Genomic DNA, 14,887 nt, shown 5'->3' on the forward strand with positions numbered 1-14,887 from the left:
ATTTTTATCCAAATAAAAGCCGGCTTTTAGGCCGGCTCTTATCCTTTAGGAAAGGTCTTCAGAATAAGCTGGCGCTACCAGCTAGATCATATGCACTAACATGCTGGTTGGATCTTCCAAAAACTCCTGCCAACGCTTATTAAAGCGTGCAATAGTTCCACCATCGATAATACGGTGATCGCCTGACCAACTTGCCGTCATGATTTTACGTGCAACCACTTGCCCTTGCGCATCAAAGCGTGGCAATTCTTGCACCTTACCTAAGGCCACAATTGCTGCTTCTGGCTTGTTGATAATAGGCGTTGCAACTGTGCCCCCAATCACCCCGATATTTGAGATAGAGATAGTTCCACCTTTCATATCTTCTTGGGCGACGCGGCCCTCACGAGCGGCTTGGGTTAATCGAGTTACTTCGTTAGCAATATCAATGATGCTCTTATTCTGTACTTGTTTAATATTAGGCACCAGCAAACCGATTTTAGTATCTACTGCCATGCCAATATTATGGTCGTCAAAATAAGTGATTTCGGTACAGTCATCGTTGACCTGGGCATTCATCACCGGAAACTCTTTTAACGCCAGCGATAAAGCTTTAATGAAGAACGGCATCATGGTGATGCGAATACCCTGATCAGCGTAGCGCTCTTTTAACTGTTTTTGCAGCGCCATGACTGCAGTTAGGTCAAACTCATCCGCATAAGTAAAGTGCGGAATAGTACTCACTGAACGCATCATTTGTTTAGCCATTGCGGCTTTAACGCCTCGAATAGCTTCTACTCGCTTACCACCTACAGCCTGACTCGAGGTTGCTGTTGGCTGTGCGGTTGCATTTACTGTTGCACTGGCAGCAGCATTTTCAGTACCTTGGGCAAAGGCCTCTACATCTTGCTTAAGTACTCGGCCTTTAGCGCCGGAGCCCTTCACTTGGCTAATATCAATATCTAACTCACGGGCCCGACGTCGCACAGCAGGGCTGGCGATAGCCTTGCCTGGACGTTGTGCCGGCGCATTATTGTCAGTCGTGCTGCGTTCTGAAGTGCTTTGCTCTGAAGTACCAAGCTCAGCGGTCGCTGCAGTTACTGCCTTTGCGCCTACTGGTGCAGCTGCGCCGCCCGCTACTCGAATAGCAAACAAGGGCTGATGTACCTTAGCAATATCACCTTGTTGATAATAAAGTTTCTCAACCACTCCTGATTCTTTCGCTGGAATTTGTACCAAAGCTTTATCTGTCATCACATCAACCACAGGTTGATCTTCTTCAATGACATCGCCCTCTTGCACTTGCCATTCAACGATTTCGCACTCAACAATACCTTCACCAATATCCGGTAAAATAAAGTCCGTCACGCTGCTGCTATCAGTCGCAGATGCTGCTGCTTCTGGTGCTTCTGTTGCTACCGCTGGTTCAGCGGCACTAGCTGACTCACTATCAGCATGGCCTGCAATGGCAAACAATGGTTCATGAACCTTAGCAATATCACCTTTGGCGTAATACAACTTAGCCACCACGCCATCTTCTTTGGCGGGAATTTGTACCAAGGCTTTATCGGTCATCACATCAACCACCGGCTGATCTTCTTTGATGCTATCGCCTTCTTGTACCAACCATTCAACGATTTCGCACTCGACAATCCCTTCGCCGATGTCTGGTAAGATAAAATCTTTACTCATAGCATGGGCCTCTTAATAGGTCATCGAAGCTTTGATCGCTTCGTAAACTTTTAGGTGATCGACAAAGTATTCTTTTTCATGGCTTAGCGGATAAGGAGTATCCAATCCGCAGACACGCGCAATGGGTGATTCCAAATACAAGAAGCACTGATCTTGAATCGTGGCCGCTACCTCACTCGCAAAACCACCCGTCAAAGGCGCCTCTTGGGTGATCACTAACCGGCCGGTTTTGCGCACTGATGCTGCCACTGTGTCAACATCCCATGGTAATAAGCTAACCAAATCGATAACTTCGCAATCAATACCGTCTTGAGCTGCCATTTCCGCAGCTTTCTCGGCCATTTCAACTTGCGCACCCCAAGCTAACAGGGTGATGTCTTTACCCTCTTTGACAACGTCCGCTTTACCTAATTCTAGCCGGTAATCTTCTTCTGGCACCTCGCCAACAGAGGCACGATAAACCCGTTTGGGTTCCATGAACAAGACGGGATTAGGATCAAAAATAGCGCTCAGTAATAAGCCTTTGGCCATGTATGGGTTACGCGGCATAACAATTTTCAGGCCCGGCGTATGCGCAAAGTAAGCTTCTGGAGACTGTGAATGGTAATGACCACCGGCAATACCGCCGCCGTATGGCGTACGAATGGTTAAACCGCCCACGTTAAACTCGTTACCTGAACGATAGCGGAACTTAGCTGCTTCGTTCACAATTTGATCAAAGGCTGGGAAAATATAATCACCAAACTGAATTTCAGCAACGGCATAGCTGCCTTGCGAGGCAAGACCGTTGGCAAAACCAATAATACCTTGCTCCACCAGCGGCGTATTAAAGTTGCGATGACGGCCATACTTCTCGGTCAAGCCAGAAGTAGCTCGGAATACCCCACCAAAGGCCCCGGTATCTTCACCAAAACTGTAAACCTTATCGCTGCTAGCCATCGCAATATCAAGCGCATTATTAATGGCCTGTAATAAGTTCATTTTTGCCATTACTTATCTCCTCCATCCATACGCGATGCGGTTTTTGGGTAGGCCTCTGGGTATTTGCGAATGTGCGCTTTTAACGCTTTTAGCTGCTCTTGCAAATGTTTCGGAGGAGTATCATAGACATCTTCGATAATTTCATCGATATGCGGCACTGGCACAGTTTCAGCAGCCTTCAATGCAGCCAACACCGCGGCTTTTTTCTCATCGTAGTTCGACTGCGCCTGCTCGGTGGTGATCCAACCCTGCTGCTCTAACCATTTTTGGAAACGCACTACCGGGTCTTTCGCCCGCCAAGCGTTCTCTTCTTCGCGAGTACGATAGCCGGTTGGGTCATCTGACGTTGAGTGGCCGGCCATACGATAGCTCATCCCCTCAATTAACACAGGTTCGTTGTGTTCAACTGCTAGTTCACGCGCTAACTTAGTCGCTTGGTAGACTGCAAACAAATCGTTGCCATCCACACGGATGGTCTTCATGCCATAGGCCACACCACGCGGTGCAATACCATCGCCAGCATATTGTTCGCCCTGTGACGGAGTAGAAATCGCATAACCATTGTTACGACAGAAGAAGATAACCGGTACTTTATACACGGCAGCCATGTTTAAAGCAGCGTGAAAATCACCTTCTGAGGCAGCACCTTCACCAAAGTAACAAATGGTGCAGTTACCGCTCTTATCCATTTTTTGGCCATAGGCATAACCCGTTGCCTGTGGAATTTGAGTGGCTAATGGGGACGCAATGGTCATAAAGTTTAATGCGGCGGTACCATAATGCACTGGCATCTGACGCCCTTTGCCTAGGTCTCGCTCGTTCGAGAACAGCTGATTCATAAACTGCTCTACAGTAAAGCCTCGAAACGCTAGCGCGCCCTGCTCACGGTATTGCCCCATGATCATGTCGCTATCGCTCAGCGCCGCAGCCGAGCCAATGCTGGCAGCTTCTTCGCCTAGCGACGACAAATAGAAGCTGATACGTCCTTGGCGTTGCGCTGCAATCATGCGCTCATCCAGAATGCGGATAAACTGCATGGTGTCAAAAATCTTCAGTGCTAGTTCCTGGCTCATGTCTGGCACGTCGGCCCCAGCTTGCACGCTACCATCTTCTTTCAAGATCTGTAGCATTGGAATTGTTAACGCCGAACCGTCAATAAATTTCGGTTGGGTGACAATATCTAACTGATGTTGGTTATCTTTAGCCATAACTTTCTCGTTGTAAGAAAAATTGCGCTCACTTTACCTTTACGTTAACTGACATGCAAACAAGAGACGTCAGAAAACTGCAAAATCAGACCAGTTTCAATTGCTCTAAAGCGATAGGAACGACGGTAAGTAAGGCCCGTTGCCCAATCGCCACGTTCGCATTTGGAAAAATAATCCGTTCGCCAGGCTGCTCCACTCGGTATTCTATCTCGCCATCGGTAGCCAACAGGTGACCCTGCGCAAACTCAGTAAAGTTAGCTACGTTATCTGGAAAATTTAAAGCAAACTGTTCTGCTTGCCGATTAATGGTTCTACATACGTCATAAACATGATGTCGGCTCGGGCTAAATTCAGGGAGTTCTAACGCCTCTGTACTTATTAGTTTACGCAAACCGCTATCAGCTTGTGCAAATCTACTCATATCGTTCTGCCCAAACGGACGCACCTTACCTAACTCCACGGTAAACGCATGGGCCTTGTGGGCCTGCACACTGTAGTAACTAAAAGTAGTGGTTGGTGCCCGATTAAGCAAAATGGTATCCACGCCACACTCTGCCAAGAAGGTCAGTTGCTGTTTGCTATAGGGCTCACCATGGGTAAAGGGATATACCGCAAATTGTTCATGTTTTGAATCACGGATAGCCGTATGCAAATCGTAGTGATAACGTTGCTGTAGTTTAAAAAACTGACTCACGTAACGCTCAATGTCGCTGGCACGTTGATGCTCGGCTGTATCACCTTGGCTATGAGCACCGCTGAATAAGCGGTTCATATTGACGTCCACAAAGCGTGAGTCATTTAAAATAGCCGCCGGGTTGGCGATTAAAAAAAGGACACGTTGGCTAGGCACTAAACGCTCAGACAAGATATCCTGCAGCATATCCCGCACCATTTCTATGGGTGCAGTTTCATCACCATGTACCGCACAAGAAATCACCACATCTTTAGTTGCTGCTACCGATGCTGGAGGGGTCACGGCAATCACGCCATAATCCCAAAAGGCTACGTCAGTGCCATTGCTTAGGGTTTGAGTGGTCTGAATAGGATCCGCCTGCGCAGGCCCCTGAAACAGTGCTGCTAACGGGGCATCTGGGCGCTCCGCTAAGGCGGCGCTCACACTCCAACGTAATACGTCAAAACTCACGATGATTCTCCATCTGTCGTAATGGGGCCTGGCTCTAAACCTTTGGTTGCTAATAACGCCCGCAATACGCGTGAACGATATTCGCGACGGTACAAGACAAAAATCACCACGGTGGTGGCCCCAATGAATAAGTAGGGATGCAAAAACCAACACAGAAAGGCTAACGAAAAATAATAAGCACGCAGCCCATTATTGTATTCATGCCCGGCTTGATCTAAAACCTTAGCGGCCTGGCGGGCAAAGGTTTCACGTTGCTCGTCAGTAAACTCAGTGCTGCGATATTGTGGCGCGGCACCAAGCAGTACTGAGACAAAGCCAAATTGCCTAATCGACCAAGTGAACTTAAAAAATGCCCAGACAAAAATTAACGACAGCGTTGCCAGCTTAAACTGAACTTTGTCAGGCGCAGTTGGCGCCGTAAAGGGAATGGATTGCATCACCTCAACCACCTTGTCAGCGGATGCTAACAAGGTCAGCACACCGGCCAACACCAGTACCGTCGAGGACGCAAAGAAAGTCACCGTACGCTCCACATTACCTAGCAGCGCAGCATCAGCGATTTGGTGTTCTTTACGGGTTAAGGTGCGCATCCAGTCAACTCGGAGTTGACGCAGAATATGCGAAAGACTATAGGTACTGCGTGCGCGAATACGGGCAAACTGGGTGTAGCCTACCCATACCGACACAAAAAACAACAATGCGACGAGATCAATAATCGCTAGGTTCATGACCGGCTTTCCTGTGCTGAAGTGCTGGCAACAACGGTTGCCAGCACAAGAATCAGTTTACGGCCAATAGTTTAACATTATGTGACACTATTGTGTTGTGCTGATTTTGGGGCCGGTGGTTTGGCCAAGCCATACCAGCTCAACATAGTCCTCATGTTACGCTTGGTATCATCAAGAATCAGGTACAAGCATGGAATTAACAAAAGCGTGATCACGGTAGCGAACAAAATACCGAACGCCAATGAAATCGCCATTGGAATTACCAGCTTAGCTTGCATACTGGTTTCTAACACAATAGGTAACAGACCAAAGAAGGTGGTTAACGAGGTTAGGATAATCGCTCTGAAGCGCGCTGCGCCAGCTTCCGCAACGGCCTTACGCAACGCCACGCCATCCGCTCGCGCGCGGTTCACATAATCAACCATAACCAAGGAGTCATTCACCACAACCCCAGCCAAGGCAATGATACCGAATAGGCTCAAAATCGAAATAGGCATGCCAATAACCCAGTGGCCCACCACCGCACCGACCATACCAAACGGAATCACCGACATGATGATCATCGGCTGACTGTATGAGCGCAACGGAATTGCCATCAAGGCATAAATAGCAAATAGAGCTAGAGCAAAGCCAATTGCTAGTGAATTAGTTGCTTCGGCTTCATCTTGCGATGCCCCCTCTAGCTTATATCCCACACTTGGGTATTGATCTAAAATCGGAGGCAGTTTTTCGGCCATCACTTGGCGTACAATCTGAAACGGCTCTACACGGTCTTTATCGACACGAGCTCGAACGTTTACAGACCGCTCACGGTTGATACGTGTAATCGTGTTGTAGCCTTTAGCAAAACGTACGTTGGCTAATTCAGTGAACGGAATTAACGACCCATCAGCGGTGCGCAGTTTCATGTCCTCTAAATTACCCACCGACTGACGTTCATCTAACGGATAACGAACCATGACTCGAACTTCCTCATCGCCCCGCTGAATCCGTTGCGCTTCAGCACCATAGAAAGCATAGCGCACCTGTCCTGCTAGTTCTTGCAGACTGATACCCATAGCTGTCGCAAGTGGCTTTAACTCGAGAATGATTTCGTCGTTGCCCTCACCAAAGGTGTCTTCAATGTCGAACACCCCATCAAACTGCCCCAACTCTTGCTTAAGTAGGGTTGCAGCCGCCGATAAGTCTTGTAGATTTTCGCCAGTTAGCTGAAATTCCACATCAAAACCACCGCCACCGCCAACACTACCTTGAAAGTTGAGTGATTTAACTCCAGCAATTTCTGGTACCTGTTGGCGCCAGTCATTAATGAACTTAAAGCCATCAATGTTAATGTCATCGCCCTTCACCAACTCGGTCATGACGGTACCACCAGTGGTTCCCGACATCCAAGTATTGACGTGTTTAACAAGAGCCATGCCACCTTCATCCTCGGCACGAGCATCAACTGCGCGCAGCGCCTGCTCAACTTGTTGTAAAGCGCTGATGGTAGCTTCTTCAGACGAGCCAGGTTGCATCTGCACTTGTGCTTGAATGAAATCGCCCGGAATATTCGGGAAGAATACCCAGCGCACCACGCCACCTGAGATCAGGCCAATCGCCAAAATAAACATAGCAATAAAACTAGCTAAGGTGGTGTAGCGATAATGAAGGCACTTGGCTAAAAACGGGCGATAGTATTTATCTACAAACACTTTTAAGCCGTTTGAGATCTTATTTCGTACCCGCTGAAAACCATTTTGCTTGTCTGTCGCCGTTTTAGAAAACTTCATATGGGCAATGTGAGCTGGCAAAATCAGCTTAGATTCGACTAACGAAAACGCTAGACACAGAATAACGACCCAAGCGATGGATTCCCAAATAGCCCCCATCCCGCCTTCTACCATCAACATCGGAATAAAAGCGACCATAGTTGTGAGCACCCCGAAGGTTGCAGGCATAGCTACTTTCTTGGCTCCTACCACCACGTTATCAATCGATTTCCCATTGGCTTCTATTTCCGAATAGGCACTTTCGCCTATGACAATGGCGTCATCCACCACTATCCCCAGCACTAAGATAAAACCGAACAACGAAATCATGTTGATAGAAATATCGAACATGGGTAACGGCATTAGTGCGATGGTACCTAAGAAACACAAGGGAATGCCAATCATCACCCAAAAAGCGAGACGCAGTTGCAAAAACAGTGACAGCATAATGAACACCAAAAAGCCGCCAGAAATCATATTACCAATCATCAGATCTAAACGATCCTGTAGGTAATAAGAGGCATCTCCCCAATGTGCAATATTGACATCGGGTGGTAACTCTTTCTGTTTACGTTCGGCGTAGTTGCGCACCACCTCAGCTATTTTTAAATCGTTTTGATTACCTACTGAATCGACCCGGATAAAGGTTGCGGGGCCACCATCGAATTGAGTGAAACGTCTACTTTCAATAAAAGCATCGTTTACGGTAGCTATGTCGCCAAGAGTTAAGCGAGTTCCATCAGGGCGATTAATTAAGGTAATTCGTTCAAACTCATCTCCGACGTAGGCTTGGTTATTAGCACGTAATAGAATATCGCCATTGGGAGTACGAATTGAGCCCCCAGCCACATCAATCGAGGTGCCTCTAACCGCCTGTACAACATCCTGGAAGGTTAAGTTATAACGTTGTAAATCAGCCTCAGAAATTTCAATCGATATTTCATAATCGCGTGCACCCACTACCTCAACCTTGGTGATACCACCAATATCTTTGAGCTCGTCACGAATCGATTTGGCTAACTCTTTCTGAGAATATTCATCCATAGCACCATAGATACTCATCCAGATCACTTGGCGTTGCGGACGAATACGATAAATATTTGGTTTTTCAATCTGTTGAGGAAAGCTTGGAATGGCATCGATGAGCATTTTCACCTCATCCATAACCACCTGCACATCGTAGCCACTTTCAACTTCAATCGAGACCGAACCACTACCTTCACGGGCCGTAGAGGTGACACGCTCAATGCCGTTAACATCTTCGATGGCATCTTCAATACGCACTAATACGCCTTGCTCTACTTCTTGCGGAGCCGCACCAGGAAAGGGTACTTGTACACTAATTATATTGAGTTCAATTTCGGGGAACATTTGCTTGCGCACTTGCCCCACCATAAATAAGCCGGTGATGATAATCAGCGCCATCAATAAGTTGGCGGCGACACTATTATTCGCCCACCAAGCAATAAAGCCCTTCTTGGGGTCTACATCATAATGACTACTCATGGTGTTACTCCTTTACCTGAGCAGTTTCAGCCACCGGAGCTTCTTGCTGTGCCGGTAACGGGTCACCCGCTAAGCGTACTTTCATACTTGGCAAAGCATTAGGTACCTGCGTGAGCATGACTCGGTCGCCGGTTTCTAAACCTTCATTGATAATCAGCGAGTTTTCTTCACTACGAAGCACGTTAACGGTTCGCGACTGTAACCGTCGCTCGTCATCAACCACCCAAATCTTGCCATTCACAGTCATGGCATGGCGCGGTATCACAAACACTTGTTCAGCCGATAGACCTTGAATTTTCAACTGTACGAAACGACCAAAACGCAAAGGCGTTGCATGGCTATTGCCACTTTGATTGTATGGATCTGGCACTTCTACCACACCATAAATCACTCGGCTATTACTATCTAAGATACCTTCGCTTCGCACCAAGGAACCGCGCCAATTGAATTCTTCACCAGCTACATTACTAGTAAGTAAAACTTCGGGATAAGCGCCACTATGGTTAGCTTCAGGTAAATCTAAGTAGGCAAGATCGCGATCGCTCAAAGGAACTCGAATTTCGGCAACTTCAGAACCATAAAGCGTAGCTACTTGACTGTTCATGCTAACGAACTGCCCCATATCCACCCCTTTATTTTGCATAATGCCTGCAAAAGGCGCTTTAATCTGGGTCCGCTCTAAATCGCGTTTGGCTTTTGCCACCGCAGCTTCAGCTGATTGCACGGCAGCTACTGCACTGGCTACTTGCGGCTCACGAATACCTAGTGCCGGGATTTCACCCATTTGCAGCGATTCCCATTCTTCTTTAGCCACTTTCGCACGTGCACTTTCTTCTGCCAAAGCTGCTTTTGCTTGAGCTAAATTAGCTTGGGCTGTTTGTAAGGCTACTTGGTAATCGGCAGGGTCTATCTTGATCAACACTTCGCCAGCGGTAAAAAAGCCGCCATTGACAAACTTAGGTGAAACCTCAACCACTTGACCACTTACTTGGCTGACAATATTAGTCATATGCTTGGGCATCACATTGCCCTGCCCAGCCACTTGAAAGTTAATGGTTTCAGGTTTTGCTTCAAGTACCTCCACCAATACCGCAGGACGCTCCATAGAGCGTTGCGGCGGCTGCGGGCGCAGCATACTTAAAGCCACTAACAACAAAATAGCGATGATGATAATCAGCGGGGGTAACAGCGCTCGTTTTTTAAATGCCATGGAATGTTGCTTCCGTATTAAGAAATTATCGACCTATATAGTATGAAGCATCATTTATTAAGCTGTTAGTAACAATGTGTTAGCAGTTGTTAACAATGTGCTGGTGTGAGTCGGTGGGCATATCCCTTTGCCCTACTTCGAGCTATTTTAGTTCAGTTAACATTTTCTCTGCTGCGTGTTCTGCAGCATCATGCAAGGGTACGAAAATTTCGCTCACCCCAGCCTGTTCTAGCTCTCTCCGAGTACCGGGTTGATGCGCAGCGATAACAATTTTACCTGTAAAATGATGCTGCTTTAGAGCATCGATCAACATCAGTTGAGTTTCAATATCAGGGATAGTGCAAACCACCGCATGAGTCGTCTTCAATGGCAGCGAATCAATAAATTCTTGGTCGGCAGCGTCACCATATCGCATAGTTATGTTGGGATGTTTCACCGAACGAGTCACTTCAGGATCAAAGTCCACTGCAATCACATCAATACCGCTTTCAGCTAGCTTCAGAGCGTACTTTTCTCCGTAACGACCGGCGCCGAAGACAATAACTTTGCCTTGCTTACCCGTGGCTAAGTCTTCTTGTGAATCAGCTAACTCTCTATGTGGCGTTACCCGCTCAAACACTCCTAAGTAGGGTTCAAAGACTGAGTACAACTGCCGTGAATACAAAATCATATAGGTAGACGCAGCGATGGTCACTAATCCAACCAAGGTCACTAAGCCCAAAGCTGATTGATTGATGTGCCCTAATGAAATTCCCATAGCAATGAAAATAATCGAAAACTCACTGATTTGAGCAACAGTTAGACCAGCCATAAACCCAGTACGCTTGCGATACCCCATATACCCCATGATAGCCATGACGATGAGCGGATTTCCTATCAACACGAAAAGTGACAACACAATAGCCGGAACAATAGCATCACCAAGTGTTGTCATATCTAAAGCACTACCTAATTCAATAAAGAAAAACAGTAGTAGAAAATCACGAATGCTCGTTAATCTAGCTCCTATCGCTTCTCGGTAGGACGTTGATGCTAATGAAAACCCAGCTAGAAAGGCACCAACTTCTTTAGAAAATCCAAAGTATTCGCCACTTGCAGCTAGAAGAGTGCCCCAAGCAATAGCAAATAGCAGCAATAACTCTTGTGACTTACCCACTTGTTGCAGTAAACGCGGCAACAAAAACTTCATTGCGAGGGCAACGACAATCACAGCAACGACAAGTTTTATGGCGATTTCCGCAATGATATATACAACACCAATATCGGCATCAGCAGCACCACCGCTGCCCATGGCCATCATTGCAATCACTACGGCAATATCTTGTACAATCAAAAAACCCATGGCAATTCGGCCATGAAGGGAGTCAATTTCACGCTTATCTGCTAATAGCTTTACCACAATGATGGTGCTAGAAAATGTCAGGGCTACGGCAACATATGTGGCTTCTAGTATGCCTAAACCTAAGGCTACTCCTAACCCCCAACCAAATACGATAGTAAAAAGTAACTGTCCTAACCCTGTCGCTAATGCAACTGGTCCCAAATGCCTAATCAAATGTAGATCGAGCTTTAACCCCACCACAAATAACAAAACTGTGATACCTACACTTGCCAACAACGCAATCGGGTCATGGTGATGAACCAAATCTAAAGCTGATGGCCCCACCACAATGCCTGCAACGATAAAGGCGACAATAAGCGGTTGCTTTAACAACATTCCCACTAAGCCGAACCCGCAAGCAATCACGAGTAATAGCGTAAACTCCGCATAAATATCCAAACTTAGCTCTCCCGTAAGCGATAAAGTCCCACACAAATTAACGACAAGCCGATAAGCGTGGTCACTTGAATGGTCTCGTGTAACACAAAGTAAATTAATATTAACGAAACAAATGGACTGAGAAAAATTAAAGTTGAGATTTGTGCGGTTTTTGTAGCTAACCGCATGGCCGTTAACCACAAGAAGAAGGTGATTCCCATTTCAAATAAGCCGACATATATTCCGGCCCAAAAGCCCGTGCTAAACCAAGGCCAAACGACACTATTGGTAGCCGGTTGCCACCACCATTGGCCCACATGTAATAAGGCTAACCATAGACTACCGAACGCAAAACACCAAAATAAAGCTGGTACTGGTTTATCGGTATTTTTGGTATTAATTAACCAGTAACTAGCCCACAACAAGGTGCTGGCTAACGCTAAACCGATGCCAAGCCAGTTGGTTTGACGCAAATCCCAATGGCCACCCGTGGCAATTAGAAAGACTCCAGCGTAAGCCAATAACATGGCAATCAGTTCTTTGCGAGTGAGACGTTGTTGCAAGAAAGGCACCGCAAGCAGGCTCATGGTAATAGCCCAAGTATAATTAATTGCTTGTGCTTGTTGTGCAGGAAGTTGGTCATAGGCAGCAAATAACACCCAGTAATAGGCTGTTGGGTTTATCAGCCCTAGGCCCAAATAGAATAACCAACGTTGTCGGCCTAAACGCAAGGTTTCTCGCCAACGCCCTTGCATGCTTAAAATAGCCGCAAAGGTAACCACACTAGTGATACTGGCTATGGTCAGTAGCTGCAACGGCGACAAGTCCCGTAGTGCTAATTTAAACGCAGTCGCCACAGTTGACCATAACAGTACGGCCATCAAAGCAAGATAAATAGCCTTGCGCTGGTTCATCTCTATCCTTGTGCTGCGGGGATTGCTTAGCGTTTTTTGCTAACCCGCGTAAGAATTAATAAACGATCTTTGGTATCGGCAGTGTGACGACTCACCAAACAATCGGCCCAACCCACCTTAGGGCGTGCATTATTATCTGTGTTAAGCATCTGTTCACGCAACTGTTCTAGCTGTGCAAAAGAAGGTAGTGGTGCTTGTTGTTGTTGCAACCAAAAGCGCAAAATACCACGTTGTAACTCAGCGCTCTGCCCTACCATCCAACGACTAGCTAAACGTCCTTGAGCATCTATATGAGGTGCCACCCGATCTGCTAGTAATAGTTCTAACAGTTGCTGGTTTTCTGCACAAAGTTGAGTGCTGCGGAGCACAGCATCGCCAAAATGGGGCCAACGCTGTTCTAATAATGGCACTACTTGATGACGTAAAAAATTGCGCTCAATACTCACATCGTAGTTGGTATCATCTTCAATCCAGAACAATTGCCGAGCGTGCGCATACTGGTAGATTTCGGCTTTACTGATGTCCAACAGTGGCCGCCACCAATAGCGTTGATGCCGTTGCATGAATTTAGCCATGGCCGCCAGCCCTTTCGGTCCGGCACCTCGTTTTAGCTGCAAGAACAAGGTTTCAATTTGGTCATTGCGATGCTGTCCCAACAACAGCACTGCGTCAGGTTGAGTTAATTCAACCAGACGTTGATAACGTGCATTGCGGCCGGCTGCCTCTTTGCTAATACGCGCCCCCAGATCAACCTGAAGCGGTTCGCAAATAAACGGAAATTGCCGCTGTTGGCAGTCTGCCACCAAACCAGCGGCCCAAGCGGCTGATTTTTCATGAAAACTATGATCTAAATGAATAGCTAGGTAGGTGTATTCCGGATGCGTTTGCCGAAAACGATCGGTGAGGTCTAATAAGGTTTGCGAATCAGCTCCGCCACCAAGGCAAACCACCAGCTGTTGTCCTGGCTCTAAAGCCAATTCAACTAACTGGTGGCTAAACTGCTGGAAGAGTTGCTCTGCCCAGCTATCCGATAGGTTATGCTTAACAGTATCCAAATGACATTAACTTCTGATAACGCTGTTCTAACCGCTCGGCACTATCAAGATTTAGCAATGCTTGCAGATCGTCTGCTAAGCGTTGCTTTAAACGCTCTGCCATTTGCACATGGTCACGATGAGCGCCACCGATAGGTTCTTCAATAATAGTGTCGATTAAGCCTAACTCTTTTGACCGTTGGGCTGTGACACCCATAGCTTCAGCGGCTAGTGGAGCTTTCTCTGCACTCTTCCACAAAATAGAAGCACACCCCTCTGGCGAAATCACTGAATAAGTAGAGTATTGCAGCATATTTACTTTATCACCCACACCAATGGCTAACGCGCCACCAGAACCACCTTCACCAATAACGGTACAAATGATTGGAGTATTTAATCTGGCCATGACTTTTAGATTACGAGCGATCGCTTCAGACTGCCCGCGCTCTTCAGCACCGATGCCAGGATAAGCACCTGGGGTATCAATGAAGGTAATGATGGGCATTTTAAAGCGCTCAGCCATCTCCATTAAGCGCAATGCTTTACGATAACCTTCAGGCTTAGGCATACCAAAATTACGGCGGATTTTTTCTTTGGTTTCACGACCTTTTTGATGACCAATAACCATCACTGGTTGACCATTAAGACGCGCTGTACCACCAACAATGGCCTCATCGTTCGCAAAAGTACGATCGCCAGCAAGCTCATCAAAGTCTTCAAAAATATGCTGAATATAATCCAACGTGTAGGGCCGTAACGGATGCCGAGCTAATTGAGCTACTTGCCAAGCACCTAAATCGCCAAAGATTTTAGCTACCAGCTGTTCGCGCTTTTCTTGTAATTTAGCAATTTCTTCTTCAATAGAAATATCAAAATCGCCCTTGGCGCCAACCGCCTTCAGCTCTTCAATTTGTGCTTGTAGCTCAGCGATAGGCTGTTCAAAATCTAAAAATTTAAGACTCATTATGGCTCCTATTTGCC

The 14,887-nt window shown here is 46.8% G+C and carries 11 protein-coding genes; all 11 read right to left on the bottom strand.

Annotated features, from left to right (window positions below):
- Positions 1-81: 81 nt before the first annotated feature.
- On the bottom strand, positions 82-1,671 hold the full coding sequence (locus tag AB8S08_RS08200) for a dihydrolipoyllysine-residue acetyltransferase (protein WP_369742470.1): 1,590 nt from the start codon (positions 1,669-1,671) through the stop codon (positions 82-84).
- Between the two features lie 12 nt (positions 1,672-1,683).
- The gene (locus AB8S08_RS08205; RefSeq protein WP_110075419.1) at positions 1,684-2,661 is read right to left on the bottom strand and encodes an alpha-ketoacid dehydrogenase subunit beta; all 978 of its coding nucleotides are present in this window, start codon (positions 2,659-2,661) and stop codon (positions 1,684-1,686) included.
- On the bottom strand, positions 2,661-3,860 hold the full coding sequence (locus tag AB8S08_RS08210; RefSeq protein ID WP_369742471.1) for a thiamine pyrophosphate-dependent dehydrogenase E1 component subunit alpha: 1,200 nt from the start codon (positions 3,858-3,860) through the stop codon (positions 2,661-2,663). Before AB8S08_RS08210 ends, AB8S08_RS08205 begins: the two co-directional genes overlap by 1 nt.
- An 85-nt stretch (positions 3,861-3,945) precedes the next feature.
- The gene (astE, locus tag AB8S08_RS08215) at positions 3,946-5,004 is read right to left on the bottom strand and encodes a succinylglutamate desuccinylase (protein WP_369742472.1); all 1,059 of its coding nucleotides are present in this window, start codon (positions 5,002-5,004) and stop codon (positions 3,946-3,948) included.
- Positions 5,001-5,732 (bottom strand): DUF599 domain-containing protein, encoded by a 732-nt coding sequence (locus AB8S08_RS08220; RefSeq protein ID WP_110075421.1) that lies wholly within the window; start codon positions 5,730-5,732, stop codon positions 5,001-5,003. The genes astE and AB8S08_RS08220 overlap by 4 nt, the downstream gene beginning before the upstream one ends.
- A gap of 77 nt (positions 5,733-5,809) precedes the next feature.
- Positions 5,810-8,989 (bottom strand): efflux RND transporter permease subunit, encoded by a 3,180-nt coding sequence (locus AB8S08_RS08225; protein WP_313932128.1) that lies wholly within the window; start codon positions 8,987-8,989, stop codon positions 5,810-5,812.
- 4 nt (positions 8,990-8,993) lie between these two features.
- Positions 8,994-10,199 carry an efflux RND transporter periplasmic adaptor subunit gene (locus AB8S08_RS08230; protein WP_369742474.1) on the bottom strand — a complete coding sequence of 402 codons (1,206 nt, stop codon included), beginning with the start codon at positions 10,197-10,199 and terminating at the stop codon, positions 8,994-8,996.
- Positions 10,200-10,341: 142 nt separating this feature from the next.
- The gene (locus tag AB8S08_RS08235; protein ID WP_369742475.1) at positions 10,342-11,979 is read right to left on the bottom strand and encodes a cation:proton antiporter; all 1,638 of its coding nucleotides are present in this window, start codon (positions 11,977-11,979) and stop codon (positions 10,342-10,344) included.
- Positions 11,980-11,981: 2 nt separating this feature from the next.
- The gene (locus AB8S08_RS08240; protein ID WP_369742476.1) at positions 11,982-12,872 is read right to left on the bottom strand and encodes a DMT family transporter; all 891 of its coding nucleotides are present in this window, start codon (positions 12,870-12,872) and stop codon (positions 11,982-11,984) included.
- Between the two features lie 26 nt (positions 12,873-12,898).
- The gene (gene tilS, locus AB8S08_RS08245) at positions 12,899-13,927 is read right to left on the bottom strand and encodes a tRNA lysidine(34) synthetase TilS (RefSeq protein WP_369742477.1); all 1,029 of its coding nucleotides are present in this window, start codon (positions 13,925-13,927) and stop codon (positions 12,899-12,901) included.
- On the bottom strand, positions 13,914-14,870 hold the full coding sequence (accA, locus tag AB8S08_RS08250; RefSeq protein WP_110075427.1) for an acetyl-CoA carboxylase carboxyl transferase subunit alpha: 957 nt from the start codon (positions 14,868-14,870) through the stop codon (positions 13,914-13,916). Before accA ends, tilS begins: the two co-directional genes overlap by 14 nt.
- Positions 14,871-14,887: the final 17 nt, after the last annotated feature.

Source organism: Pseudidiomarina sp. PP-1MA, from assembly GCF_041200125.1.
GTDB classification, from domain to species: Bacteria; Pseudomonadota; Gammaproteobacteria; order Enterobacterales; family Alteromonadaceae; genus Pseudidiomarina; species Pseudidiomarina fusca.